Origin of the sequence: Brucella pseudintermedia (genome assembly GCF_008932435.1) — a bacterium.
GTDB classification, from domain to species: Bacteria; Pseudomonadota; Alphaproteobacteria; order Rhizobiales; family Rhizobiaceae; genus Brucella; species Brucella pseudintermedia.
This window is the reverse complement of record NZ_WBWE01000012.1, coordinates 58454-84821: the sequence shown is the minus strand read 5'-3', so window position 1 is coordinate 84821 and position 26368 is coordinate 58454. Positions and strand designations below refer to the sequence as shown.

Sequence of the window (26368 nt, the reverse complement as noted above, 5' to 3'; positions counted from 1 at the left end):
CCGTCAACCTTTCATAACATTGACGTCTTCCACCGCGATGGAGCCGCGATTACGGAAGAAAACAACGAGAATTGCCAGACCGATGGCCGCTTCAGCAGCCGCAACGGTCAGAACGAAAAGGGCGAAGACCTGCCCGACCATATCGCCGAGCTGGCTGGAAAACGCCACGAAGTTGAGATTGACCGAAAGAAGGATCAATTCGATCGACATCAGGATGACGATGACGTTCTTGCGGTTCAGGAAGATGCCGAAGACGCCAAGCGTGAACAGGATGGCCGAAACGGTCAGATAATGGGCGATACCGATTTCCATATGCTTATCCTCAGATGCCTTTGCCCGTTTCGACCCGCTTGATCTCGATCGCCGTTTCGGGCGTGCGAGCAACCTGGGCCGGAATGGACTGGCGCTTGACATTCGGCTTGTGCCGCAGCGTCAGAACGATGGCGCCGATCATCGCGACCAGAAGGACGAGACCAGCAACCTGGAAGTAGAAGACGTAGTCGGTGTAGAGAATGTCGCCCAGAGCAGCGGTATTGGTCCGCTCGGCCACATTCGGGATCGGGACGGCACCCTGCCCCAGCTTCGGCGTGAACATGCGGCTTGCGAACACGAAGATCAGTTCGCCCAGCAGGATCAGCCCGACCAGAGCGCCGACGGGCGCATATTGCAGCGCGCCGCGCTTCAGTTCGGCAAAATCCACGTCCAGCATCATGACGACGAAGAGGAAGAGAACCGCCACCGCACCGACATAAACGACGAGCAGGATCATGGCGAGGAACTCGGCCCCCGTCAGCAGGAACAGCGCCGCCGCATTGAAGAATGTGAGGATCAGAAACAGCACCGAATGCACGGGGTTGCGTGCCGCGATCACCATGAACGCGGACGCGATCATGATGAAGGCGAACAGATAGAAGAACGCTGCCGCAATACCTGTCAGCATGGGGATCCCCCAACACCTTTCCGTGAACAAAGCCTTATTGCCTTGCTCGCTTTAGTCTTTGTTTGCCGCGAATATTCGCGAAACTTAAATTCCAGCAACAAGACGGGCCTCCCCTTCCTGTTGCCGCTTTTCAAACCGGATGCCGAAACCGGGTTTCGGCAGGACCAATCAGCGATATGGCGCATCCATCGCGATATTGCGCGCGATTTCGCGTTCCCAGCGGTCGCCATTGGCAAGGAGCTTTTCCTTGTCGTAGTAAAGTTCTTCGCGGGTTTCGGTCGCAAATTCAAAATTCGGACCTTCCACGATGGCGTCTACCGGGCATGCTTCCTGGCAGAAACCGCAATAGATGCACTTCACCATGTCGATGTCGTAACGCACCGTACGGCGAGTGCCGTCGTTGCGGCGCGGACCGGCCTCGATGGTGATGGCCTGCGCCGGGCAGATCGCTTCGCAAAGCTTGCAGGCGATGCAGCGTTCTTCACCGTTGGGATAACGGCGCAGCGCGTGCTCGCCACGGAAGCGCGGAGAGACCGGGCCCTTTTCATGCGGGTAGTTCAGCGTCGCCTTGGGCGCGAAGAACTGGCGCATGGAAAGAAAGAACGCGCCGACGAATTCCTTGAGAAGGAGCGATTTGGCCGCTTGAGCGAATGAAGCCATGAGTTTTACTCCTTACGCCAGACCGAAGACTTTGAGGAAGGTCGCGGTTGCGACAACCATGAAGAGCGAGATCGGCAGGAACACCTTCCAGCCAAGGCGCATCAGCTGGTCGTAGCGATAACGCGGAACGAAAGCCTTCACCATTGCGAAGAGGAAGAAGCAGAAGCAAAGCTTCAGCATGAACCAGATGATGCCCGGAACCCAGTTGAGGAACCACACGTCCACCGGAGGCAGCCAGCCGCCGAGGAAGAGCGTCGTCATCAGGGCGCACATCAGCGTGATCGCCACATATTCGCCGAGGAAGAACAGAAGGAACGGCGTGGACGAATATTCGATCATGTGACCGGCCACGAGTTCCGATTCCGCTTCGACAAGGTCGAAAGGCGGACGGTTCGTCTCGGCAAGCGCCGAGATGAAGAAGATCACGAACATCGGGAACAGGCAGAGCCAGTTCCAGTCGAGGAACGAGGCCGGCAGGCCGAGCATGGTGCCAAGGCCGGTGTTCTGCGACAGCACAATGTCGGTCAGGTTGAGCGAGCCGACCGTCAGGAGAACCGTGACGATCACGAAGCCGATGGAAACTTCGTAAGAAACCATCTGCGCCGCCGAACGAAGCGCACCGAGGAACGGATACTTCGAGTTGGAGGCCCAGCCGCCCATGATCACGCCGTAAACTTCGAGCGAAGAAATGGCGAAGATATAGAGCATGCCGACATTGATATTGGCGATGGCCCAGCCTTCATTGACCGGAATGACCGCCCAGGTAGCCATTGCGAGAACGGCGGAAACGAAAGGCGCAAGGAGGAAGACACCCTTGTTTGCGCCCGACGGGATGATCGGTTCCTTGAAGACGAACTTCAACAAGTCGGCGAAGGCCTGGAACAGGCCCCAGGGACCGACAACGTTCGGGCCGCGACGAAGCTGCACCGCCGCCCAGATCTTGCGATCCGCGTAAAGCAGGTAAGCGACGACGATCAGCAATACGACGAGCAGAACGACCGACTTCAGCGCTATGATAAGCGCGGGCAAGACGTAAGCTGCAAAAATTCCTTCCATTGTTCCGTCTCTCTCTCGCTTACTCAGCTGCCTGTTGGAAGCCGCCGGCCGCGAGCGCCGAGCATTCGGCCATGACGGCGGAAGCGCGCGCGATTGGGTTCGTCAGGTAGAAGTCCTTGACCGGGGAAACGAACGCAGCGCCGTTGCCCGGATTGGATGCTTTCGCCGCCAGCGCGACGAGATCGTCGGCGGAAGCAGGCGTGATGGTGTCGATGGCCGCCATATGCGGATAATCCGCATAAAGCTTGGCGCGAAGCTGCTGCAGGCTGTCGAATGGCAGGCGCTTGCCAAGGCTGTCGGAAAGAGCGCGCAAAATCGCCCAGTCTTCCTTTGCCTCACCCGGTGCGAAACCGGCGCGGTTGCCAAGCTGCACACGACCTTCGGTGTTGAGCCAGGTGCCCGACTTTTCCGTATAGGCTGCGCCCGGCAGGATGACATCGGCGGCGTGTGCACCGGCATCGCCATGCGTGCCGATGTAAACGACGAAGCTCGAGCCCTTCTTCGTCATGTCGAGTTCGTCTGCGCCAAGCAGGAACACGACATCGAGATTGCCCAGCATGTCGCCTGCGGCCTTGCCGCCCTCACCCGGCACGAAGCCGAGGTCCAGAGCGCCAACGCGCGAAGCGGCGGTGTGCAGAACGGAGAAGCCGTTCCACTCATCCTTGATCGCGCCGACGTCCTGGGCGAGCTTGGCAGCAGCCGACAGAACGGCACGACCGTTTTCGCCGGTGAGCGCGCCCTGACCGATGATGATCAGCGGACGCTCAGCCTTGGCCAGCACGTCGCGGAAAGCGTGTCTGCCGGAAGCCACGGCTGCGAGCGTCTCGGCGCCAGCACCCAGATATTCGTAATTGTAACGCAGTTCAGCCTGTTCGCCGATCAGGGCGACCGGGAAATGGCCCATGCGCTGACGCTTGCGGATACGGGCGTTCAGAACAGCGGCTTCAACGCGCGGATTGGAACCGATGATGAGCAAAGCATCAGCGTTTTCAATGCCTTCAATGGTCGAGTTGAAGAGATAGGTTGCGCGGCCCAGAGCCGGATCGAGAGCTGCGCCATCCTGACGGCTATCGATATTGGCGGTGCCGAGCGAAGCCATCAGACCCTTCAGCGCATAGATTTCCTCAACCGAAGCCAGATCGCCTGCAACAGCGCCGATCTTATCAGCCGACGTTGCAGAAACCTTGGCGGCAATAGCGGCGAAGGCTTCCGGCCAGCTTGCGGCGACCAGACGGCCATCCTTGCGGACATATGGGCGGTCGAGGCGCTGGGTGCGCAGGCCATCCCAGATGAAGCGGGTCTTGTCGGAAATCCACTCTTCGTTCACCGCTTCATTGACGCGCGGCATGATGCGCATCACTTCGCGGCCACGGGTGTCGACGCGGATATTCGAGCCGACCGCATCCATCACGTCGATGGTTTCGGTCTTGTTCAGTTCCCACGGACGGGCCTGGAAAGCGTAAGGACGCGAGGTCAGAGCGCCGACCGGGCAAAGATCGATGACGTTGCCCTGCAATTCCGAGGTCATGGCGCGTTCGAGATAGGTGGTGATCTCGGCGTCTTCACCGCGGCCAATGAGGCCGAGTTCGGAAATGCCTGCAACTTCCGTCGTAAAGCGGACGCAGCGCGTGCAGTGGATGCAGCGTGTCATCACCGTCTTGACGAGCGGGCCGATATATTTGTTTTCGACCGCGCGCTTGTTCTCGCGATAGCGCGAACCGTCGGTGCCGAACGCCATTGCCTGATCCTGCAGGTCGCACTCGCCGCCCTGATCGCAGATCGGGCAATCCAGCGGGTGGTTGATGAGCAGGAATTCCATCACGCCTTCGCGGGCCTTCTTGACCATCGGCGTGTTGGTGAAGATTTCAGGCGCCTCGCCATTCGGGCCGGGACGCAGATCGCGCACGCCCATGGCGCAGGAGGCCGCCGGCTTCGGCGGTCCGCCCTTCACTTCAACCAGGCACATACGGCAGTTTCCGGCGATGGAAAGCCGTTCGTGGAAACAGAAACGCGGGACTTCCGCGCCCGCGGCTTCGGCAGCCTGAAGGAGCGTATAGTGATCGGGTACTTCGATCTCTGTGCCGTCAACCTTGATCTTTGCCATCGCTTATCCAAACCTGCGGCTCAAGCCGCATCTTCCAGATCTCAAACTCTTGCCCTGCCCTTGTTTGGCATGGCCTTTTCCGAAAACCGCCAGGCACTTTTCGGGGCCATGCCCTGCCGGGCAGGCTCACACAACTTATTCAGCCGCTTCCAGACGGATATTGCGGCTCTGAACGGCGTTGCGGGTATAATCGTCAATGCGCTTTTCAATTTCCGGACGGAAATTGCGGATCAGGCCCTGAATCGGCCATGCAGCCGCGTCGCCGAGCGCGCAGATCGTGTGTCCTTCAATCTGCTTGGTCACGTCGAACAGCATGTCGATCTCGCGCTTCTGCGCGTTACCCTTGACCATGCGTTCCATCACGCGCCACATCCAGCCGGTGCCTTCGCGGCACGGCGTGCACTGGCCGCAGCTTTCGTGCTTGAAGAACGCTGCCAGACGGGCAATCGCCTTGATGATGTCGGTGGACTTGTCCATGACGATCAGGCCGCCGGTGCCGAACGACGATTTCTTGTCGCGCATGCCGTCGAAGTCCATGATGGCGTCCATCATGTCCTCGCCCTTGATGACCGGGCACGACGCGCCGCCGGGAATGACCGCCAGCAGATTGTCCCAGCCGCCGCGAATGCCGCCGCCATGCTTTTCGATCAGTTCGCGGAACGGGATGCCGAGGCCCTCTTCGATGACGCAAGGCGTGTTCACGTGACCGGAAATCTGGAACAGCTTGGTGCCGACATTGTTCGGGCGTCCGATGGACGAGAACCATGCAGCGCCACGACGCAGGATCGTTGGCGCAACGGCAATCGATTCCACGTTGTTGACGGTGGTCGGGCAACCGTAAAGGCCCATATTTGCAGGGAACGGAGGCTTGAGGCGCGGCTGGCCCTTCTTGCCTTCAAGGCTTTCGAGCAGAGCCGTTTCCTCGCCGCAGATGTAAGCGCCAGCGCCGTGGGTGACGAAAATGTCCATATCCCAGCCGCACTTGTTGCCCTTGCCCAGCAGACCGGCTTCGTAGCATTCGTCGATTGCCGCCTGAAGAGCTTCACGCTCGCGCATGAATTCACCGCGCATGTAGATATAGGCGGTGTGTGCGCCCATGGCGCAACCGGCGATCACGCAGCCTTCGATCAGCGTATGCGGATCGTGGCGCAGGATTTCGCGGTCCTTGCAGGTGCCGGGCTCGGATTCGTCGGCGTTGACGACCAGATAATGCGGGCGACCGTCGCTCTGCTTGGGCATGAACGACCACTTGAGACCGGTCGGGAAGCCAGCACCGCCGCGGCCACGCAGGCCCGACGCCTTCATCTCCTCGATGATCCAGTCACGGCCCTTCTCGATCAGGCCCTTGGTGTTGTCCCAATGGCCGCGCGACATGGCGCCCTTCAGGGAGCGATCCTTGAAGCCGTAAATATTGGTGAAGATGCGATCTTTATCAGCCAGCATGTCTCACCTGTTTCCGTTCGTGTTTGCCAATATCGAAGTCATCATACCGGCTTCTTTCCGAATACCTTGATGTATTCCTCGACGCCGCCCTTGGCCAAAGCCTTGGCCTGCTTCACCCAGTCCTCGCGCTCGATGCGGCCGTGGAAGCTGAGATAACCGTCGACCCATTCGCGCTCGGCTTTCTTCCAGGCAGCAACCTGCTTGTAGGTGAAGATGCCGAGCTCGTGCAGGGTCGCCTCGATCTTCGGACCGACGCCGGCAATCAGCTTGAGGTCATCGACCACTTCCGGGCGCTCCATGGCAACCGGACGGTTCTTGTCGTCAAGCTTGTATACCTGCTTGGCCTCAACTGAAGCGGCCTTTTCGGCTGCATTTGAAACCTTGACATCAGAGGGCGACTTGAGCGCCGGAGCGGTTTCTGGCGCGTTGGTCACGGGCTTTGCCGTATTCGACGGCGTAGCCGCCGCAACTTCGGCTTCCGCCTTTGCCTTCGCTTCCGCTTCGGCCTTCGCCTTGGCAGCGGCTGCGTCCGATGCCTTGCGGGTTTCGAGGCCGATCTTCTTGTAGTCCAGATCTTCCGTCAGCGACGTCAGGCCGTTGATCGGATTGGACGTTTCACGATCGATCTGCGGACCCGGCTTGACGGTATCGCCCTTGCCGGCTTCAAACGCATCGATGATTTCGGCGAGGCGTTCCGGCGTCAGGTCTTCATAGGCGTCCTTGAAGATCATGACCATCGGCGCATTGGCGCAGGCGCCCTGGCATTCCACCTCTTCCCACGACAGCGTTCCGTCCGCATTGAGCTCGAACGGGTCGTGATTGATCTTGTGGCGGCAGACATCCATCAGCGCTTCCGAACCGCGCAACATGCACGGCGTAGTGCCGCAAACCTGGATGTGGGCGCGCGTGCCGACCGGCTTCAACTGGAACTGCGTATAGAAGGTCGCAACTTCCAGAACGCGGATCAGCGGCATGTCGAGCATGCCTGCAACGTGTTCAATGGCGGCTTTCGTAACCCAGCCTTCCTGCTCCTGCGCGCGCATGAGCAACGGAATGACAGCCGACTGCTGACGGCCTTCAGGGAATTTTGCAATCGTCTTGTGCGCCCAGGCCTGATTTTCCGCGTTGAACGCGAAAGCGGCTGGCTGGACGGCATCATCTGCGAGACGGCGAACGGACATCAGCGGTCAACCTCACCAAACACGATATCGAGCGAGCCAAGAATTGCCGACACGTCAGCCAGCATATGGCCGCGGCACAGGAAATCCATGGCTTGAAGATGGGCAAAGCCCGGCGCGCGCAGCTTGCAGCGATAAGGCTTGTTGGAGCCATCCGATACGAGGAAGACGCCAAATTCACCCTTCGGCGCTTCAACTGCTGCGTAAACTTCACCGGCAGGCACATGGTAGCCTTCCGTGTAAAGCTTGAAGTGATGGATAAGCGCTTCCATCGAGCGCTTCATCTCGCCGCGCTTCGGCGGCACGATCTTGTTGTCGGCATTGGAGACCGGACCGACGCGTTCCTTGCCGAGAAGCAGGTCGACGCACTGGCGCATGATGCGCGCCGACTGGCGCATTTCTTCCATGCGGATCAGGTAACGGTCGTAGCAGTCGCCGTTCTTGCCGACCGGAATGTCGAATTCCATCTCGTTGTAGCACTCATAAGGCTGCGACTTGCGCAGATCCCATGCAGCGCCCGAACCGCGAACCATGACGCCCGAGAAGCCCCACGCCCATGCGTCTTCGAGCTTCACGACGCCGATATCGACGTTACGCTGCTTGAAAATACGGTTCGGCGTGATGAGGTCGTCAAGATTGTTGAGCGTCTTGAAGAACGGATCAATCCATTTGCCGATGTCTTCAACGAGCTGATCCGGCAGGTCCTGATGGACGCCGCCCGGACGGAAATAAGCCGCGTGCATGCGCGCGCCGCAGGCGCGTTCATAGAACACCATCAGCTTTTCGCGTTCCTCGAAGCCCCAGAGCGGCGGCGTCAGCGCGCCAACGTCCATGGCCTGCGTGGTCACGTTCAGCAGGTGGTTCAGGATACGGCCGATTTCCGAATAGAGAACGCGGATGAGCTGGCCGCGCTTCGGCACGTCGATGCCGAGCAGGCGTTCGACGGCGAGCGCATAGGCATGTTCCTGATTCATCGGCGCCACGTAATCGAGGCGGTCGAGATAAGGCAGGGCCTGAAGATAGGTCTTGGCTTCCATCAGCTTCTCGGTGCCGCGATGCAGCAGACCGATATGCGGATCGACGCGCTCGACCACTTCGCCGTCGAGCTCAAGCACCAGACGCAACACGCCGTGCGCGGCAGGGTGCTGCGGACCGAAGTTGATATTGAAATTGCGGACCTGAGTCTCAGCCATGTTCAGCTTCCTGTTTGGCTGCAAGAGCCGCCAAGAACTCCTCGCCGGTCATCCGGTGGGTGTCATTGGCAAAATCGTAATTCGCAGGCTTGTTATCGATGAAGATTTCTTCGGCGAAATGGAAACGCTCCGGCTCGGCGAAGGCTTGCATGGAAACGGCCATCTTGCCGTCATGCACGCCGCGCCAGAACAGCGACGAACCGCATGTCGAGCAGAACAGGCGCTCGCCCCATTCCGAGGAACGATAGACGCTGAGCGCGGCTTCGTTCTCGATCTGGACCGAAGTGTCGCACATGACAGCCATGAACGTGCCGCCGGACCAGCGCCGGCACATGCTGCAATGGCAGACATCCATTTCCATCTTTGCCGGAACAGCGGTGAACTTCACCGCTCCGCAAAGACATTGACCGTTCAATCTCTCGCCTGCGCCCATGAGTATGTCCTCAGTTCGCCTTGGCTTTCTCGTCGCCCGGCAGAACGTAGTCCGTTCCTTCCCATGGCGAGAGGAAGTCGAAGTTGCGGAACTCCTGGCGCAACTGCACAGGCTCGTAGGCGACGCGCTTCAGCTCGTTGTTGTAACGAACCTCGACGAAGCCGGTGAGCGGGAAGTCCTTGCGCAGCGGATGGCCTTCAAAACCGTAGTCGGTCAGGATGCGGCGCAGGTCCGGATGGCCGGAGAACAGGATGCCGTACATGTCGTAGGCTTCGCGCTCGAACCATTCAGCGCCAACGAAGACCGGAACCGCGGACGGCACCAGCGTGTCTTCGTCAGCCTGAACCTTGACGCGGATGCGCTGGTTCTGGCGCGGAGACAGAAGCTGGTAGACGACATCGAAGCGCTTGGCGCGCTGCGGATAGTCGACGCCGGAAATATCCGTCAGGTTGACGAACTGGCACTGCACATCATCGCGCAGAAAGGTCAGAACGCTGATGATGCTGGCGGCCGGAACCGACAGGGTCAGCTCGCCATAAGCCAGCTTCGCCTCTTCGATCGCATCGCCGAGACGTTCCTTGATGTAGCCGGAAAGTTCACCGAGAGCTTCTTCGCTCATGATCAAATGTCCTTTTCTTCGGCCCTAGCGTTCAATGGTGCCGGTGCGGCGGATCTTCTTCTGCAGCATGAGAATGCCGTAGAGCAGCGCTTCAGCGGTCGGCGGGCAGCCCGGAACGTAAATATCGACCGGAACCACGCGATCGCAGCCACGCACCACCGAATAGGAATAGTGGTAGTAGCCGCCGCCATTGGCGCAGGAACCCATCGAGATAACATAGCGCGGCTCCGGCATCTGGTCGTAGACCTTGCGCAAAGCGGGCGCCATCTTGTTGGTGAGCGTACCGGCAACGATCATCACGTCGGACTGACGCGGAGATGCGCGCGGCGCGATACCGAAACGCTCGGCGTCATAACGCGGCATGGAGATGTGCATCATTTCCACGGCGCAGCAGGCGAGGCCGAAGGTCATCCACATCAGCGAGCCGGTACGCGCCCAGGTAATCAGAGCGTCAGCGGAGGTGACGATGAATCCCTTGTCGGAAAGCTCGCTGTTCAGATCGTTGAAGAATGCATCGTCGGAACCGACAGGCTTGCCCGTGCGCGGGTCAAGAATGCCCTTCGGCTGCGGAGCCACGAGTGTCGTGTTGGCGTTGGTCAATCCCATTCCAGCGCTCCCTTCTTCCATTCATAGATGAAGCCGATGGTCAGAACGCCAAGGAACACCATCATCGATGCAAAGCCGAACCAGCCGATTTCACCAAAGGACACGGCCCATGGGAAAAGGAAGGCGACTTCCAGATCGAAGATGATGAAGAGAATCGACACCAGATAGAAACGGATGTCGAACTTCATACGGGCGTCATCGAAGGCATTGAAGCCGCACTCGTAAGCGGAAAGCTTTTCCGGGTCGGGCTGTCTGTAAGCGACAAGAAACGGCGCAACCAGGAGGGCTACACCAATTATCATCGCGATGCCGAGGAAGATGACGATCGGCAGGTAGGAACTTAAAAGCTCGTTCATGGTCCTTTATCCGGCTTGAATACGAGGCTGCGCCGCCTGTCATAAGCTTTTTGAAGCTCACGGCCATGCGACACATTGCATCTGCTGCAACCTCGTCGCCCAAGCAGCTTCAAAAGGCATACCGTGCGAACTAAGCGCTTTTCGCCGGGACGGTTATCGCAGCGCACGCGCAAGCGCAACCCCTCCGGCACGATCTATTGGGCAAAGTCGAGCCAAGATGCTTAACAAGCCATGCATCCAGCCCGCTTATCCCCCTTAAAATCCCTATAACATGAAAAGATCATAATTTCGTGAGCAAATGTCGCACGGCCTGCCCCACTTGGCAATTGCCGGGAGAATCAATTGCCCGCAATTTAAAATGAAAATCAGCCGGTCTGCACCCGCATGAAATGTACCGGATGCGCTCATGGAGCGGCGGAAGCCCCCGCACCGACCAACCTGCCCGGCAGATAAAGCACAAGCGATGCCGCACCCCTGATCGCAGAAGCGCTGTCCGCCAGCACCGCCTCACCGGTCGCCTGGCTTGCCCGCGCGTTCAATGCACCCAGCGAAAGAGTGCCGTCGCTGACCAGAGCCATGAGTGACGGCGAAGACGCAAAGACATTGTGCGCGCCACCATCCAGATGGGTCGCGTCGATCACGGCAATTCCGTATTTCTGGAGCGTCGGAATGCTGGTGCCATCCCCCACCCGCGCATGACCGCCGGTAATGAACGAAGAGACGCCGAGCGCCCGATCGCTGCGCGATGTCATCACCGCGGTCGGATGCGGCATCGGGTCTATATCCTTTACCTGCTTTTCAAAGACGTCCAGATCGATGTCGGGCGCGGCGAGCAGCAGCGCGGTGATGCGGCGCAGCACCTCCTTCTCGCCCCGAAGCGACAGCGTTCTCAAAGCCTCCATGGTGACGAAGCCGCCCATGGAGTGGCCAACCAGAACAATGCGTTCAGCATTGCTGCGAGCGACAAGCTCGAGCAGCCGCGCCAGACCGTCCCGCGCAAAGTCGGCGCTGTCGCGATCATAGACATAAAGGCCCAGATCGCCGCCCGATGGCCAGGCATATTCGACCGCCACCGACTTCATCTTGTAATCATGAACAAACTGCGCGGTGCGGAATGTGCTGTCGGCAAAATTATTGTTGTAGCCGTGCACGAAGATCAGGATTTCCCTGTCCCTCGGCCCCTGCTTCGCCAGGGCTACATTCAATTGTGCGAGAAATTGCTCCGCATTGTCGTAGGGCTGGAATGCGGTGGCCGCGAAATTCCTGGCCGGGTCCGGCTTGTAGCCGGTCGACTCGACCTGTCCTTTGACATGGGCTGCGGGAATGCCGACATCGACCTGCGCGAAATTCAGCGTCTTCGAGCGATTTGAATTGTAGGGCTGCGAGAAGTCGTTCGAGCGCTGGCGGCTCGTCGCAACATAGATGGGGACCACCGCCGCCGGTTTCGCAGGCTTGACGATGGCGGCTTCAGCCGCTGCCACCGATTGCGGGCTGGAATTCGGCCCGTGCCACAACACGGCGCGCGGCGTGTCACAGCCGGAAAGAATCAAAAACGTTGCAAGCACACCAAGAAAAGCGTGTCGGGTCATCGTCGCAGCGATCCGTTCCTGTGATCCGGTTCCACGCGATTGAAAACAGGAAATCAGGTCCTTGGCAATGCAAGGACAAGACGGCCGCTTTGCGCCGCGACAATTCAAGGCGAAAGGGCGCCTGCAAGACGACGGAAAATTCCGTTCGCGTTTGCGGTCAAACTTGGAATGGAAACCTTCGGGATGGCGATGGCTTTGCGAAGCGATGCCTTCAGATCGCATTCGCACCGGCTATCATGATTGTATAGTCGGCCAGAGCAGCGAAAGGAGATCACGCATGAGTCATTATCTGCTCGCCAGCGGCGATCTTCTGGTCATTGCCGCCATTATCCTGTCGGTGGCGTATCTTTCCTGGAAACAGTTCTCGAAGTAGCAGGCGCACGGTTCGGCGCCACTTTCGTGTCAACGTTCAATTTATCGATCTGTTGAGAGGAAAGTGGCGCGAGTGACGGGGCTCGAACCCGCGACCTCCGGCGTGACAGGCCGGCACTCTAACCAACTGAGCTACACCCGCGCATTTCTCGGCAGCCCTGAGGCTGCGTCGCACCGGCGTTTCCGTCCGGTGTGAGCGGTCGTTTAAGGGGTTCTCGAACAAGTGTCAAGCGCGTGTTTGGAGAAGATTTGCGATATTGGAAAAATCATTCACAGGACGTTTCAACGCCCGTTGGATGTCAGCAAATTCAGGCGTGAAAAGAAGTGAAAAGGCGGTTCGGCGCCACTTTCGTGTCAACGTTCAATCTATCGATCTGTTGAGAGGAAAGTGGCGCGAGTGACGGGGCTCGAACCCGCGACCTCCGGCGTGACAGGCCGGCACTCTAACCAACTGAGCTACACCCGCGCATTTCTCGGCAACCCTGAGGCTGCGTCGCACCGGCGTTTCCGTCCGGTGTGAGCGGTCGTTTAAGGGGTTCTCGAACAAGTGTCAAGCAAGGGTCACGAAGAAAGGATAAGAATTTTCGATTTTGCCGTGGAGCGCCCGATTTCCGGGCGTTTTCAATGACATCAAACTTATCCACAAGCGCCGCCAGCCCACCGGAATCGGCCCGGTTTCCAGAATCATCGCCGCCGGCAATGGAGAGCGCCTGCTTCCCCGCTATTAAAGCGCTAGAATCTCGTTGCTTGCTTTCAGGCAAGTGACGTAGTTCACTGAAAACGGACCGGAGTTCAATAAAAGACAATCATACGGACAATCGATCCCGGCCATATCTGGGCGCCCGGCCCCGAAACTACTGTGTCGGGCGTAATATCTCTCTGTTTGTACGCATCGCATTTTTCCGAAGCAGGTTTCTACTTTCGGACACTTCAATTGAGTTTCGACATTGGGAGGAGAATATATGTCGGCTTATCGGATCACACGGCGCATGAGCCTCGCGCTCGGCCTTTCCATCCTGTCAGCATTCGCACTTGGCAGCCCTGCCCGGTCCCAGACCTTTCCCGACCGGGTGGTGACCATGGTCGTGCCGTTTGCGGCTGGCGGCTCGACGGACGTGGTGGCCCGCGTCATCGCGGCCAAAATGTCGGACATTCTCGGCCAGCAGGTCATTATCCAGAATGTCGGCGGCGGCGGCGGCAGCCTTGGCGCGGCAAATGTCGCGCGGGCCGACCCGGACGGCTATACGATTCTGATGGGCACCGTGGCCACACACGCGCTCAACCCGCTGATTCTGAAAACCAAGCCCTATGACGCGGAAAAGGATTTCGCTCCGATCTCGCTTCTCGTCATCGTTCCCAATGTGCTGGTGGTCAATCCGGAACTTCCGGTGAACTCGGTGAAGGAACTTGTCGACCTGCTGAAAGCCGAGCCGGAAAAATACAGCTACGCCTCATCCGGCAACGGCACGCCGCTGCACCTGTCGGGCGAACTCTTCAAGAAGATGGCGGGCGTTTCAATGCAGCACATCCCCTACAAGGGGTCCGGCCCGGCCCTCAATGACGTCATCGGCAATCAGGTTCCGATCATGTTCGACAACCTGCCCTCTTCGTCCTCGCACATGAAGGGCGGCACATTGAAGGCCCTCGGCGTCACCACCAAGGAGCGTGCGCCATCCTTCCCCGATGTGCCGACGATCGCGGAGACGATCCCCGGTTATGAGACCTATACATGGAACGCGCTGTTCGCACCGGCCGGAACGCCGCCCGAGGTCGTGGCCAAGCTCAACGAAGCCGCAAACAAGGCCATGGAAGATCCGACGGTGAAGGAGCGCATGAAGGAGTTCAGCGCCACCATCGTCGGCTCGACCCCGGAAGAACTCGCCGCCCATGTGAAGGCCGAAATCGCCAAATGGACGCCGGTCGTCAAGGATGCAAACGTCCAGATCGACTGATAGCCCGCGTTTTTGCGCTGCCGGCATTGCGCCGTAGATGCAATACCGGCAGTTCATTCCAATCCCTATCCTGCCCGCTTCCAGAGCACCGAAGCACGAGGTTCGCTCCCCTCTTGATTTAATACCGACCGGTTGGTATGATATGATAAGGGAGTACGAAAATGGCACGCAAACAGAACCCATCGACCCGGTCCAATCTGCTTGATGCAGCGCTCGGTGTTATTCGCACCAAGGGTTATGCTGCAACGTCGGTCGATGACATCTGCGCGAAGGCATCGCTGTCGAAGGGCGCTTTCTTTCACCATTTCTCCAGCAAGGAAGATCTGGCCGTTGCCGCCGCCAACTACTGGTCGGAAACAACGGGCGCGCTTTTTGCGGAAGCCGCCTATCACGCTCCCGAAGACCCGCTTGAGCGCGTGCTGGCCTATGTCGAGTTGCGCAAGCAACTCGTTCAGGGCGAATTGCCGGATTTCACCTGCCTCGTCGGCACCATGACGCAGGAGGTCTACGAGACCAATGCCCCTATCCGGGAGGCCTGCTGGGCCAGCATTTCAAGCCATGCGGACACGCTTGTCCCCGACATTGCAGCCGCGATGGAGCGCTATCCGATTGCCGGTGATTTCACCGCCGAAAGCCTCGCTTTGCATACGCAGGCGGTTATTCAGGGTGCCTTCATCATCGCCAAGGCAAGCGGCGATCCGCAGCGTGCGGTCGAGAGCATCGACCATCTCAAGCGATATATAAGCCTGCTCTTCAAGCAACCCGCCAATACCCGCTGAAACGCAATGGGAGGAAACCATGCCCAGCACAATTCGCCTGCACCGTGTCTTCGCCGCCAAGCCGGAGAAGGTCTATCGCGCTTTCATCGAGCCGGACGCCATGGCAAGCTGGCTGCCGCCCTATGGCTTTGTCTGCACTGTCCATGAGCTGGAGGCAAAAGTGGACGGCAAGCACAGAATGTCTTTCCGGAATTTTACGACGGGCCAAAGCCATTCATTCGGCGGCACATATGTCGAGCTCGTTCCGGGAGAAAAGCTCGTCTATACGGACAGTTTCGACGATCCGAACCTGCCGGGCGAAATGAAAGTCACGATCACGCTGAAAGCCGTATCGGTCGGGTCCGAAATCAACATCGAGCAGGAAGGCGTGCCGGATATAATTCCGGCCGAAGCCTGCTATCTCGGTTGGCAGGAATCCCTCGAAAAGCTGAAGAAGCTCGTCGAGCCGGAAATCAACCAGTAACGCCGTTTCAAGAATCAGTGCGGGGGGCAACAAGACTGCCCGCCCCGCATCATCGATCGAATGAATATCGGACAGAATTTCCCGTCTTCTTTGAGATACAACAAATCCGGTCTGCGCCTGTCACTCTAGAATGGCTCGAATGATGATGCGGCTGTCGTCATCATGCTTCGAAGCCTGACAGCCACGGAACAACAAGATGTCGGCAGAACCTGTCTCCCCCTCCCCGGTAATCGACGTTCGCACCATACCGCCCATTTCGCGGCACGCGACGATCTTCTCAATGATCGATGCGCTTGAACCCGGCGATGCGCTGGAAATCATCAACGATCACGATCCCATTCCGCTGCGCCGCCAGCTCGAAACCCGCAATCCAGGCCTGTTCTCGTGGGTCTACAAGGAAACTGGTCCGTTGTGGCGGGTCGAGATCGGCCGCCAGAAAGTTCATCACGGCGCGGACCACGAATGTAGCTGCGGCAATCACTGAAGTCTTGTAGGCGCAATGTCCGGGACGAATTGAGATGATCGGCGCGACGCTTTCCCGTTGGACCCTGTCCTATTTTACCGCTTCGCTGGCTTTCCTCGTCTTTGGGCTTGGATTGATGGCAGGCGGTTTCGGCTTTCCGGCTCATGGAATACGCGCCGCCGAAACGCTCATCGTCGTGCACGCCATTTCCATCGGATGGCTGGCCTTGCTCATGAGCGGCGCGCTCATGCAATTCGTGCCGGTTCTGGTGAACAGGCCCTTATGGGGAAGCGGCGCAAGCCTCCCCGCCTTGCTTTTGCTGGTGACGGGCCTTTGCGGCCTGCTCACCGGCTTTGCGGGCATGGCGGGGCTGGCGGAAAGCCCGGCTTGGCTGCTGCCGGTCTCCGGCATTCTGCTGACCTGCGGCTTCTCGATCATTTTTGCAATATTGGGCATGACGCTCTGGCTTGCCCGCCCGATCGCCATGCCAGCGCGGTTCGTCGCAGCCGGTATTTGCTGCCTTCTGACAACCGCCCTTCTTGGCAGCGTTTTCACCTTCGCGCTTTCCGGACTGGCGGAACAGGCCATTCTGCTCGATATTGCGGGAGCGGCCTTGCCGGTTCACGCCGCGCTTGGCCTTGGCGGGTGGATGACCTTTACCGCCATGGGCGTCAGCTACAGGCTGCTGACCATGTTCATGCTGTCGCCCGATGCCGTGCGGCAGACAACCCGAATCCTCTGGTGGGAGGGCGTTGCCGCCCTTACCATCCTTGCAGCCGGGATCGTCATCGCAGCGCTGGAAGCGGGATCGGTGGGGATTGCCGTCACAGCGGCCCTCGTTCCCGGCATCGCCTGCATCGCCCTTTATATGATCGATATTCAGGCGATCTACCGGCAGCGCAAACGCAAGACGATTGAATTGAACAGCGCCGCCAGTATTCCGGCTTTCATTGCGCTTGGACTTTCGCTCCTGCTGGCGATTGCCCTGTTCCGGACTGGCATGTCCGACCAGATGATCGCCGCTCTGGTCTATCTGTTCGCCTTCGGCTGGCTGAGCGGCCTCAGCCTCGCCCAGCTCTACAAGATCATACCGTTCCTGACCTGGCTGGAATGCTATGGCCCTTTCATGGGACGCGCGCCGACGCCGCGCGTGCAGGATATGGTCAGCGAACACCGTGCGCGGCAATGGTTCGCTCTTTATTATAGCGGCGTCGCAATCGGGACGCTGGCCCTGATCGCCGCTTATCCGACCGTGTTCCGCGTGGCCGCAAGTTTGAATCTCATCGCCATATTTGCCTTGACCGTGCACTTCTTTCGCGCCCGGCGGCTTCTTGATGTACCCAACGGCCTGCGTCTGCCAAAAGGGGCAAGCCTGCCGCATCTGATCTACGCCGGTGAACCAATTTTCAGGAGATCGAAATGAAACCCTCAGTTCAGGACATCGCACACTATGTGCTGGACGTGCGCCCGCTGATCAGGGGCGGCGTGGAGCCGTTCAATGCCATCATGGAAGCAGTGGACGGTCTTGCCCCGGGGCAAAGCCTGCAATTGATCGCGCCGTTCAAACCGGCACCGCTTTTCAGCGTCATGGAACGGAAAGGCTTTTCCGCAAAAGCCGAGCCTCTGGAGAACGGCGACTGGCAGGTGCTTTTTTGCCCCGTCGCGGACGCCAAGCGAGAATTGCAGTTTTCGCAGAATGTCGTTTCGCCGGAAGTCTGGCCGGAACCCTCGCGCTATCTCGACTGCTCGGACATGCAGCCGCCGGAACCCATGGTGCGCATTCTTGCCGAAGTGGAGGCTATGCCCGTCGGCGCCGTTCTCTTCGCCCTCCTGCACCGCGAGCCCCTGTTTCTCTTTCCAGAGCTGGAAAAACGCGGCCACGCATGGGTCGGCAATCTCGACGAGACCGGCAATGCCTATCGCATCATGATCCGCGTCGCAGAGCCGAGGTAGCTGCCATGGATGCCATAGCCCATGCCGGTATGGAGCAGCAGATCGTCGAAAATCTGCGTCTGGTGCTCGATCCCGAACTCGGATTCAACCTGATTGATCTCGGCATGATCTACAGCATCGACATTAAGGACGGCGGCATTGTCGATATCTGCATGACGACCACCACGCCCGGCTGCCCTGCGGCCGGCTTCCTCACCGAGGCCGTGCGCGCCAGCGCCGCATCTGTCGAAGGCGTTCACGCGGTGAAGGTGGAACTCGTCTACGAACCGCAGTGGATTCCGGAAATGGCAGCGCCTGAAGTACAGGCCCGGTTTGGCGCGTAATCGGAAAACAGGAGATCGCGGTTTCAACATTTCCTTTTAAAAAGCAACCGCTCCAGCCATCCTCGAAACCAGCGAACGGTGCCAACCGTCCGCTGGTTTCTCTTTGACCGGAACGTGCCGCTGAGCCTTTGCGCCAGCGCAAACAAGACAGAACATTAATCAACAAATCAGCATAACCCTTTGATACTTAAGTATTAATATTGACCGATTTTCCGCACCACCTTGATCGCAGTCAAGGACCATCCATACGGCCTTTTTTATAGTCGTGAGGACAGAGCAGGAAATGCTCGGTCCTATCGTAAAGGAGAGTATCGATGGTCGACCAGATGCAAATCAGCCGCCGCAGCATATTGGCCGGAGCCGCCCTGGCTGGGGCGCTCGGGCCGGTGCTGGCAACCACATCGGCCTGGGGACAGGGCGCGGTGCGGAAGGCAAGCGCTGCGGAGATAGCGGCACTGCCGCGCCAGAAGGTGGAGTTGGTGGACCCTCCCTTCGTGCATGCTCACACCCAGGTCGCGGAGGGTGGCCCCAAGGTGGTCGAATTCACCATGGTGATCGAGGAAAAGAAAATCATCATCGACGATGCGGGAACGGAAGTTCACGCCATGGCGTTCAACGGCACTGTTCCGGGCCCGCTGATGGTTGTGCATCAGGACGATTATCTCGAGCTGACCCTCATCAACCCCGAAACCAACACGCTGATGCACAATATCGATTTCCACGCGGCGACGGGTGCCTTGGGCGGCGGCGCGCTGACCGAAATCAATCCGGGCGAGAAGACGATCCTGCGTTTCAAGGCCACCAAGCCTGGCGTCTTCGTCTACCACTGCGCGCCTACCGGAATGGTGCCGTGGCATGTCGTTTCGGGCATGAACGGCGCGGTCATGGTGCTGCCTCGCGAGGGATTGCACGACGGCAAGGGCAAGGCCCTGACCTACGACAAGATCTACTATGTCGGCGAGCAGGATTTCTATGTGCCGCGTGACGAGAATGGCAAATACAAGAAATACGATGCACCGGGCGACTCGTATGAAGACACGCTCAAAGTCATGCGCACCCTCACCCCGACCCATGTCGTTTTCAACGGCGCTGTCGGCGCGCTGACCGGCGACAAGGCGATGACGGCGGCGGTTGGCGAGAGGGTCTTCATCGTCCATTCGCAGGCCAATCGCGATACCAGGCCGCATCTGATCGGCGGCCACGGGGATTATGTCTGGGCGAACGGCAAGTTCAACACGCCGCCCGATGTCGATCAGGAAACCTGGTTCATTCCGGGCGGCACAGCCGGAGCAGCCCTCTATACGTTCGAGCAGCCCGGTATCTATGCCTATGTGAACCACAACCTGATCGAGGCTTTTGAACTTGGCGCAGCAGCCCATTTCAAGGTCACGGGCGAATGGAACGACGACCTGATGACATCGGTTCTCGCGCCGTCTGGCATGTAACCAATGCATGAAGGCGCTTTGCCTCCCGAAGCGCCTTGGCAAACCCTCCCTGAGCGGTTCCTGCCTAACGGAATCGATAGAACCGCTCCATCTGTCGCTTTGCGAAGAAAGGCTAGGGCTGCATCCGTCTGCCTCCCGAATGGGTGCAGTCCCTTGTTAATCCGATGACCAAGTGCACAGGAAAAAAGTGCCTGCGTGAGCTTGCCATAGCCGTTCCGGCGGTTCTGTTGGCGGTTGTCGCGGGACTGTTCGTCGTTGACGCCGTGGGGCGTGCGGGCCAATCGCAGCCGGATGCGTCCGTGCTGCGTCCTGAAACGGTTGTCATCGCGCCGCGCACCATGACCTACAGGGCCAATGGTGACTTTCAGAAGAACAATTATCCGGTCGATGCCCCCCTGACGACGCGCAAGCTGTCACGGGCATTCGAGATCATGAAATATCAGGTCAGCACAGCCGACTACGAACGTTGCGTGTCGGATGGCGCGTGCCAGCCGGCGGAGGTCCTGCCGCATAACCAGGATGCACCCGCCGCCGGGGCGCCGATCGTGGGCGTGAGCTATGACGATGCGCAGGCCTATGCCGACTGGCTATCGCGCAAGACCGGAGAGATCTGGCATCTGCCAACCGACGAGCAATGGGCTTTCGCAGCCGGCTCGCGCTTTCCCGACGATGCGCTCGGTATCGAGGACGATGCCGCAAGCAATCCCGCACTGCGCTGGCTAAAGGATTATGAAAAACAAAGCGCCCGCAAGCAGGACAGAAGCCCTGCGAGACGCCCCGCCGGTGCCTTCGGCGTCAACGAACTGGGCGTAGCCGACATTGCAGGCAATGTGTGGGAATGGACGCAGACCTGCCACCGCCGTGTCAATATCGATGCCTATGGCAAGCAGGTTGCGGAAATGTCTTCATGCGGCGTTTACGTGGCCAACGGCCAGCACCGCGCGGCGATCAGTTCGTTCATCCGCAACCCGAAAACCGGGGGGTGCAGCGTTGGCGTTCCGCCCGATAATCTCGGCTTCAGGCTGGTGCGCGACAACCGCTGGCATGCCGTGGTATGGAAGCGTATCAGGAACATTGGCGCATGAGGGATTAACTGTGAACGCCCGGTCCCCGGCTCCGAAAACAATTCCAAGCCCGCGTTGCTGTGCTAAGGTAAATATGGGTCTTGGAGTGTGAGAAATGCAATGTCCATGATAGATCGCGGACTTGTCAGGAAACTGTCGCTGTTCGCAAAAATGAATGACGGCGAACTCGACAAACTCGTCTCATATGCAACCACAAAGCGTGTCCTGCCGGGAGAGGCGATCTTTGAACAGGGCGACGATGCCGTCATGTTCTATCTCCTCCTGCACGGGCGGTTGAAGGTCAATCAGGTGACGCCGGACGGACAGCAGATCATCGTCCGCATGGTGCATCCGGGCGACCTTTTCGGCTTTGCGCGCGCCTTGCAGAGAAGCGATTATCCCGGCACCGCAGTCGCTGTCATGGAGAGCATTGTGCTTGCGTGGCCGACCGAGCTTTGGGACTATTTCGTCGAGCAGAACCCCGGTCTGGCCATGAATGCGATCCAGACCATCGGCAAGCGGCTGGAAGAAGCCCATACGCGCATTCGCGAAATGTCGACGGAAGAAGTGGAGCGGCGCGTCGCGCACACGGTTCTGCGCCTTGCGCGTCAGGCCGGACGCAAAGAGGAAGACGGTATCCGCATCGATTTTCCGATCACGAAGCAGGATATCGCCGAAATGACCGGGACAACGCTGCATACGGTGTCGCGCATCCTCACCGGTTGGGAAGCGCTGGGTTTTGTTCGCGGCGGACGCCAGAAACTGACCGTTCTCAATATGTCGGGCATCAGGCGGCTTGCCGATGGCGAGCGATAAAACAACGGAAAAAGGTGAAGTTTCAGGCGGAAATACCCCGACGTTTATTCGCTAAAATACAATAAAAACAAACATTTGAAGCAATATCTTCCCGATGCGATTCAGGGGTGTGGCCTTCGTTTCATTCGAAAACCTCACGGTCCCCGGATTTCGCCGCCAGCAGCGCTTCTATCATCAGCTTCTCCGACAGGATATGGCGGCGCACGCTCTCGATAAAGCCGCGCACCATGTATGAAATCGTGTCGGGCGCAAGACTGCAACGCCCTTCTGCAAGCGCGATCAGGACCTGTGACAATTCCTCGGCAGCCAACCGGTCACAACGATGTTCCGCCTTCAGCCGTTCGATGATGGCATTGGCAAAATGCGAATGGGCCTGCCGGCGAAAATCGGGGAACAGGACCTCTTCTTCAAGCGCATGGGTTTCGCCGACCAGGCGGGGAATGAGCATTGCGATGCGCCGACACTCCTGACCGGCAGAGCCGGTTTCACGGTCATCGGCTATTTCCTCCAATTGCAGGCACAGCTCCAGAAGCTCGTGATGGTGCGCTTCCAGGCGGCTGATATCGACCGCGTGCAGGACCGGCGTGTCCACAGGCCTCTCCACCATTTATTGACCGAGGAAAAGAACCGCGGCAATCGCGATGGAAGCCGCGACGGCGGACAGGGTGCCAGCGCCTTGCAAGGCCCCCATACGGTAGAGAACCAGCGAAAAGCCGATGATTGCCGGGGTCGCGACCATGAGTCCGATCTGTGCGTCCGTCATTGAGATTTCCTTTGCTATGGCGGCGATACAATGTCGCCGTCAGTGCGCTCGTTCTTTGCCAAAACGCAAAGAAGCCCCCGATTGCGGGCGCTAGGCATGTTCCATGTCTGGAACCGAAGATTTGACCATGGTTGCAACGGGTTCAGGGGATCGCCCGGAAGACGATCTTCTGCTCTGGATTCTCGTATGGAGCGAACTTGTCGCCTTTGCGATCCTGCTGGCCGCTTTCATGGTGATGTCGATCATTGACGTGGAAGGGGTGGCGCGGTTGCGTTCGCATCTGAGCCCTGCCCTTGCCGCGACCAATACGGTCGTGCTTTTGATGAGCGGCTGGCAGGCGGCCATCGCCGTGCGCAGGCGCGATGATCTGAGCCAGGCGCGCCGTCCGCTTTTATATGCCGCGTTTTTCGGTCTGGCTTTTGTCGCGATCAAGCTCGTTGAATATTCGCACGAGATCGGGTTCGCAGGCGATGGCGCCGCCGGTTCCTTCTTCGAGCTTTATTTTTTGCTGACCGGCTTTCACTTGCTGCATGTGCTGTTCGGCTCGCTCGTTCTGGCGCTTGTCGCATGGCGACCGACGCGCTCCAATGTTCTGCTGATCACGACGCTCTGGCACGCCATCGACCTCGTATGGCTGGTGATGTTCCCCGTCCTTTATCTTGCCTGAGGCCCACAGTGTCCGACCGCGCTCCTTCGCTCACCCGAACATTCCTTGTTCTCGTTCTCCTTGCGGTGAGCGGTGCATTCGTCGCGGCCACCGGCGCCGGAACGCTCGCGGCGGTTGTCACCGTCCTGATTTTAGCCTTCGCGAAAGGCTGGTTCGTCATCCTCGATTTCATGGAAATGCGCGGAACCGATGGCCTTTTGAAACCCGCCTTGCTGGCCTGGCCCGCCCTTCTGCTGGCGCTTGCTCTGGCGCGCTCCATCCTCGTGCGCGTTCTCTTCTGACAACCGTGCCGGTGTTTGCCAAATCGCAAAGAAGGCTTTCGCCCGCCCGATAGAACAGTCGCGTCCCGTGATGCTGGCGAGGGGAATGACCAGCCACATTATCGACGGGGGAATTGCCGGGCCTTGTCCCCGGCCAATGAAAGGACGAAGGGATGGCAGAACGCCTAACCAAGACCGGCGCCCGAAACGTCTTCTATGGCGGGTCTATTTTCTTTTTCGCGATCTTCGTGGGGCTGACGGCGCACAGCCACTACTACATGAAAACGACATCCACGGATGAATCCACGCTGACGGCATCGGTCGCCCGCGGCAAGCACATCTGGGAGAAAAACTCCTGCATCAACTGCCACACCCTGCTTGGCGAAGGCGCCTATTTCGCGCCCGAGCTTGGCAATGTCTGGAAGCGTTGGGGCGGGGAAGAAGATTCCGAGGGCGCGCGCGAGACGATGAAAGCATGGATGCAGTCGCAACCCACGGGGATCGAAGGGCGTCGGCAGATGCCCCAGTTCAACCTGAGCGAACAGGAACTCAACGATCTGGCTGATTTTCTTGAATGGACCAGCCGCATCAAGACGCAGGACTGGCCGCCCAATGAGGCCGGCTGAGCGCAGGATGAACGGAGTTACACAACATGAAATATGAAAGCCAAAAGGTCGCGATGCTCTATTTCTATGGAGCGCTCGTCCTGTTCGTCGCGCAGGTCGCATTCGGTGTTCTCGCCGGTACGATCTATGTTCTGCCCAACACGCTCTCCGAGCTTCTGCCCTTCAACATCGTCCGCATGATCCACACCAACGCGCTGGTCGTCTGGCTGCTGATGGGCTTCATGGGCTCGACCTATTATCTTTTGCCGGAAGAAACGGAAACCGAGCTTTACAGCACCAACCTTGCCGTCATCCAGTTCTGGCTGTTCTTCGTGGCCGCAGGTATCGCCGTTGTCGGTTACCTGTTCCATATTCACGAGGGGCGTGAATTTCTTGAACAGCCATTCATCATCAAGGTCGGCATCGTCGTTGTCTGCCTGATGTTCCTGTTCAACATCACGCTGACGGCGCTCAAGGGCCGCAAGACCACCGTAACCAACATTCTTCTGTTCGGTCTGTGGGGGCTGGCGCTGTTCTTCCTCTTCGCCTTCTACAATCCGATCAATCTCGCGCTCGACAAGCTCTACTGGTGGTACGTCATCCATCTGTGGGTTGAAGGCGTGTGGGAACTCATCATGGCGTCGATCCTCGCCTTCCTGATGATCAAGCTCAACGGCATCGACCGCGAAGTCGTCGAAAAATGGCTCTATGTCATTGTCGGCCTTGCCCTGTTTTCCGGCATTCTCGGCACCGGTCACCACTATTACTGGATCGGCGCGCCCGGGTACTGGCAGTGGATCGGCTCGCTGTTCTCCACGCTGGAAGTCGCTCCGTTCTTCACCATGGTCATCTTTACCTTCGTGATGACATGGAAGGCCGGTCGCAAACACCCGAACCGTGCCGCCCTTCTCTGGTCCATCGGCTGTTCGGTGATGGCCTTCTTCGGGGCGGGCGTATGGGGCTTCCTGCATACGCTGTCGTCGGTCAACTACTACACCCACGGCACGCAGCTGACCGCCGCCCACGGGCACCTCGCCTTCTTCGGCGCCTATGTCATGCTCAACCTCGCGGTCATGGCCTATGCGATACCGGAGATCCGCGGGCGCGCGCCCTATAACCAGATGCTCTCCATGGTGAGCTTCTGGGCCATGTGCACCGCCATGTCCGTGATGACCTTTGCGCTCACCTTCGCGGGCGTCGTGCAGACCCACCTTCAGCGCGTGCTCGGAGAAGCATTCATGACTGTGCAGGACCAGCTGGCCGTATTCTACTGGATACGCCTCGGTTCCGGCGTTGTGGTGGTGATCTCGGTTTTGATGTTCATCTGGGCCGTGCTCGTGCCGGGCAAGGAACGCCCTGACAATGCAAGGACCTTGATACAGCCCGCCGAATAATCGACGCAGGCCCCGCCTCACGGCGGGGCTTCATTGCCTGACACAAAGGAAAACGGCCATGAACCCCATTCTCAGAAATGTAGAAAATGCCAATGCCTCGATCCCGCCATACAGCCCGTCGGGCAATGAATGCGCGCTCTTTGAAATGGCATGGACGCGCAAGCTGCCATTGCTTCTCAAAGGTCCGACCGGCTGCGGCAAGACGCGGTTTGTAAGCCATATGGCCGCAAAGCTCGGCCTGTCGCTTTCGACGGTTTCCTGCCATGACGATCTGGCTGCTGCCGACCTGACCGGGCGTTATCTGCTGAAAGGCGGTGACACCCTATGGGTCGACGGCCCGCTGACCCGCGCCGTGCGCGAAGGCGGCATCTGCTATCTCGACGAGATTGTCGAGGCGCGCAAGGACGTGGCCGTGGTTCTGCATCCGCTGACCGACGACCGCCGACTTCTGCCATTGGAACGCACCGGCGAATTGCTGGAAGCGCCCGACGACTTCATGCTCGTCGTATCCTACAATCCGGGTTACCAGAACCTGCTGAAGTCCCTCAAGCCAAGCACACGCCAGCGCTTTGTCGCCATCGCGTTCGACTTTCTGCCCCAGGAGCAGGAAATCGAAGTGGTGAGCGAGGAAAGCGGTCTCGCGGCCCACAAGGTCGCGCCGCTGGTGGCGCTGGCACACCGCTTACGCGGCTTGAAAGGGCATGATCTGGAAGAAGGCGTTTCCACGCGCCTGCTGGTTTACTGCGCGACGCTGATCGCGGCAGGCATGTCGCAACACGAAGCGGCGCGCGCCGCGATGATCGAGCCGCTGACCGACGAGCCGGATGTGAAAGCCGCCCTGATTGAAGTTGCCGATGCAATGCTGAAATAGG

30 protein-coding genes and 2 tRNA genes are annotated in these 26368 nt (G+C 58.9%); 15 read left to right on the top strand and 17 right to left on the bottom strand.

Features of this window, described 5'->3' with window-relative positions:
• Positions 1-3: 3 nt before the first annotated feature.
• The 15 genes from nuoK to F9K78_RS16025 form a co-directional block, all read right to left on the bottom strand.
• A complete protein-coding gene (gene nuoK / locus F9K78_RS16095; protein ID WP_006466598.1) occupies positions 4-312 on the bottom strand; it encodes an NADH-quinone oxidoreductase subunit NuoK in 309 nt (102 codons plus the stop codon).
• Positions 313-322: 10 nt separating this feature from the next.
• On the bottom strand, positions 323-940 hold the full coding sequence (locus F9K78_RS16090) for an NADH-quinone oxidoreductase subunit J (protein ID WP_121982536.1): 618 nt from the start codon (positions 938-940) through the stop codon (positions 323-325).
• A 168-nt stretch (positions 941-1108) separates the two neighbouring features.
• On the bottom strand, positions 1109-1600 hold the full coding sequence (nuoI, locus tag F9K78_RS16085; RefSeq protein ID WP_006466596.1) for an NADH-quinone oxidoreductase subunit NuoI: 492 nt from the start codon (positions 1598-1600) through the stop codon (positions 1109-1111).
• Between the two features lie 12 nt (positions 1601-1612).
• The gene (gene nuoH, locus F9K78_RS16080) at positions 1613-2656 is read right to left on the bottom strand and encodes an NADH-quinone oxidoreductase subunit NuoH (protein ID WP_021585007.1); all 1044 of its coding nucleotides are present in this window, start codon (positions 2654-2656) and stop codon (positions 1613-1615) included.
• Positions 2657-2675: 19 nt separating this feature from the next.
• Positions 2676-4760, bottom strand: a complete 2085-nt coding sequence (gene nuoG, locus F9K78_RS16075) for an NADH-quinone oxidoreductase subunit NuoG (protein WP_121982535.1) — start codon at positions 4758-4760, stop codon at positions 2676-2678.
• 135 nt (positions 4761-4895) lie between these two features.
• On the bottom strand, positions 4896-6203 hold the full coding sequence (nuoF, locus tag F9K78_RS16070) for an NADH-quinone oxidoreductase subunit NuoF (protein ID WP_121982534.1): 1308 nt from the start codon (positions 6201-6203) through the stop codon (positions 4896-4898).
• Positions 6204-6244: 41 nt separating this feature from the next.
• Positions 6245-7384, bottom strand: coding sequence for an NADH-quinone oxidoreductase subunit E (locus F9K78_RS16065; RefSeq protein WP_121986075.1), 1140 nt, complete (start codon positions 7382-7384; stop codon positions 6245-6247).
• Positions 7384-8574: an NADH-quinone oxidoreductase subunit D gene (locus F9K78_RS16060; protein WP_121982532.1), complete on the bottom strand. Its 1191-nt coding sequence runs from the start codon at positions 8572-8574 to the stop codon at positions 7384-7386. The genes F9K78_RS16065 and F9K78_RS16060 overlap by 1 nt, the downstream gene beginning before the upstream one ends.
• A complete protein-coding gene (locus F9K78_RS16055) occupies positions 8567-9007 on the bottom strand; it encodes a GFA family protein (protein WP_121982531.1) in 441 nt (146 codons plus the stop codon). Before F9K78_RS16055 ends, F9K78_RS16060 begins: the two co-directional genes overlap by 8 nt.
• 10 nt (positions 9008-9017) lie before the next feature.
• Positions 9018-9626, bottom strand: coding sequence for an NADH-quinone oxidoreductase subunit C (locus F9K78_RS16050; RefSeq protein ID WP_121982530.1), 609 nt, complete (start codon positions 9624-9626; stop codon positions 9018-9020).
• Between the two features lie 24 nt (positions 9627-9650).
• Positions 9651-10232, bottom strand: a complete 582-nt coding sequence (locus F9K78_RS16045) for a NuoB/complex I 20 kDa subunit family protein (RefSeq protein WP_121982529.1) — start codon at positions 10230-10232, stop codon at positions 9651-9653.
• Positions 10223-10588 (bottom strand): NADH-quinone oxidoreductase subunit A, encoded by a 366-nt coding sequence (locus F9K78_RS16040; protein ID WP_043062179.1) that lies wholly within the window; start codon positions 10586-10588, stop codon positions 10223-10225. Before F9K78_RS16040 ends, F9K78_RS16045 begins: the two co-directional genes overlap by 10 nt.
• 404 nt (positions 10589-10992) lie before the next feature.
• Complete coding sequence (locus F9K78_RS16035) at positions 10993-12177, bottom strand: alpha/beta hydrolase (RefSeq protein ID WP_121982528.1); 1185 nt, start codon at positions 12175-12177, stop codon at positions 10993-10995.
• Positions 12178-12614: 437 nt separating this feature from the next.
• Positions 12615-12691, bottom strand: a tRNA-Asp gene (locus F9K78_RS16030).
• Positions 12692-12938: 247 nt separating this feature from the next.
• Positions 12939-13015, bottom strand: a tRNA-Asp gene (locus F9K78_RS16025).
• 496 nt (positions 13016-13511) lie between these two features.
• On the opposite strand from F9K78_RS16025, the gene F9K78_RS16020 reads away from it, so the two are divergent.
• The 10 genes from F9K78_RS16020 to F9K78_RS15975 all read left to right on the top strand — a co-directional run bounded on the left by F9K78_RS16020 (position 13512) and on the right by F9K78_RS15975 (position 21807).
• Positions 13512-14501: a Bug family tripartite tricarboxylate transporter substrate binding protein gene (locus F9K78_RS16020; RefSeq protein ID WP_121982526.1), complete on the top strand. Its 990-nt coding sequence runs from the start codon at positions 13512-13514 to the stop codon at positions 14499-14501.
• A gap of 161 nt (positions 14502-14662) precedes the next feature.
• On the top strand, positions 14663-15280 hold the full coding sequence (locus F9K78_RS16015; protein ID WP_121982525.1) for a TetR/AcrR family transcriptional regulator: 618 nt from the start codon (positions 14663-14665) through the stop codon (positions 15278-15280).
• A 19-nt stretch (positions 15281-15299) separates the two neighbouring features.
• Positions 15300-15743, top strand: a complete 444-nt coding sequence (locus F9K78_RS16010) for an SRPBCC family protein (RefSeq protein WP_151682404.1) — start codon at positions 15300-15302, stop codon at positions 15741-15743.
• 196 nt (positions 15744-15939) lie between these two features.
• Positions 15940-16227 (top strand): DUF2249 domain-containing protein, encoded by a 288-nt coding sequence (locus F9K78_RS16005; protein ID WP_121982523.1) that lies wholly within the window; start codon positions 15940-15942, stop codon positions 16225-16227.
• 34 nt (positions 16228-16261) lie between these two features.
• Complete coding sequence (locus F9K78_RS16000) at positions 16262-17629, top strand: hypothetical protein (protein WP_121986076.1); 1368 nt, start codon at positions 16262-16264, stop codon at positions 17627-17629.
• Positions 17626-18159 (top strand): DUF2249 domain-containing protein, encoded by a 534-nt coding sequence (locus F9K78_RS15995; RefSeq protein WP_121982521.1) that lies wholly within the window; start codon positions 17626-17628, stop codon positions 18157-18159. Before F9K78_RS16000 ends, F9K78_RS15995 begins: the two co-directional genes overlap by 4 nt.
• Before the next feature lie 5 nt (positions 18160-18164).
• Positions 18165-18482, top strand: coding sequence for a metal-sulfur cluster assembly factor (locus F9K78_RS15990; protein WP_121982520.1), 318 nt, complete (start codon positions 18165-18167; stop codon positions 18480-18482).
• Positions 18483-18796: 314 nt separating this feature from the next.
• Positions 18797-19927: a copper-containing nitrite reductase gene (gene nirK / locus F9K78_RS15985; protein WP_121982519.1), complete on the top strand. Its 1131-nt coding sequence runs from the start codon at positions 18797-18799 to the stop codon at positions 19925-19927.
• Between the two features lie 164 nt (positions 19928-20091).
• Positions 20092-21012 (top strand): SUMF1/EgtB/PvdO family nonheme iron enzyme, encoded by a 921-nt coding sequence (locus F9K78_RS15980; RefSeq protein ID WP_121982518.1) that lies wholly within the window; start codon positions 20092-20094, stop codon positions 21010-21012.
• Positions 21013-21111: 99 nt separating this feature from the next.
• A complete protein-coding gene (locus F9K78_RS15975) occupies positions 21112-21807 on the top strand; it encodes a Crp/Fnr family transcriptional regulator (RefSeq protein ID WP_121982517.1) in 696 nt (231 codons plus the stop codon).
• Positions 21808-21928: 121 nt separating this feature from the next.
• Here the strand turns inward: F9K78_RS15975 and F9K78_RS15970 are convergent, their stop codons facing one another.
• The gene (locus F9K78_RS15970; RefSeq protein WP_121986078.1) at positions 21929-22399 is read right to left on the bottom strand and encodes a hemerythrin domain-containing protein; all 471 of its coding nucleotides are present in this window, start codon (positions 22397-22399) and stop codon (positions 21929-21931) included.
• 15 nt (positions 22400-22414) lie between these two features.
• Complete coding sequence (locus F9K78_RS21910) at positions 22415-22570, bottom strand: hypothetical protein (RefSeq protein ID WP_162929756.1); 156 nt, start codon at positions 22568-22570, stop codon at positions 22415-22417.
• Positions 22571-22673: 103 nt separating this feature from the next.
• On the opposite strand from F9K78_RS21910, the gene F9K78_RS15965 reads away from it, so the two are divergent.
• The 5 genes from F9K78_RS15965 (at position 22674) to F9K78_RS15945 (ending at position 26367) form a co-directional block, all read left to right on the top strand.
• A complete protein-coding gene (locus tag F9K78_RS15965; RefSeq protein ID WP_121986079.1) occupies positions 22674-23237 on the top strand; it encodes a cytochrome c oxidase subunit 3 in 564 nt (187 codons plus the stop codon).
• A gap of 8 nt (positions 23238-23245) precedes the next feature.
• Positions 23246-23518 (top strand): cytochrome C oxidase subunit IV family protein, encoded by a 273-nt coding sequence (locus F9K78_RS15960; protein ID WP_121986080.1) that lies wholly within the window; start codon positions 23246-23248, stop codon positions 23516-23518.
• Between the two features lie 152 nt (positions 23519-23670).
• Positions 23671-24123 carry a c-type cytochrome gene (locus tag F9K78_RS15955; RefSeq protein WP_121986081.1) on the top strand — a complete coding sequence of 151 codons (453 nt, stop codon included), beginning with the start codon at positions 23671-23673 and terminating at the stop codon, positions 24121-24123.
• Positions 24124-24149: 26 nt separating this feature from the next.
• A complete protein-coding gene (locus F9K78_RS15950) occupies positions 24150-25496 on the top strand; it encodes a cbb3-type cytochrome c oxidase subunit I (RefSeq protein WP_121982512.1) in 1347 nt (448 codons plus the stop codon).
• 58 nt (positions 25497-25554) lie between these two features.
• A complete protein-coding gene (locus F9K78_RS15945) occupies positions 25555-26367 on the top strand; it encodes a CbbQ/NirQ/NorQ/GpvN family protein (protein ID WP_121986082.1) in 813 nt (270 codons plus the stop codon).
• Position 26368: the final 1 nt, after the last annotated feature.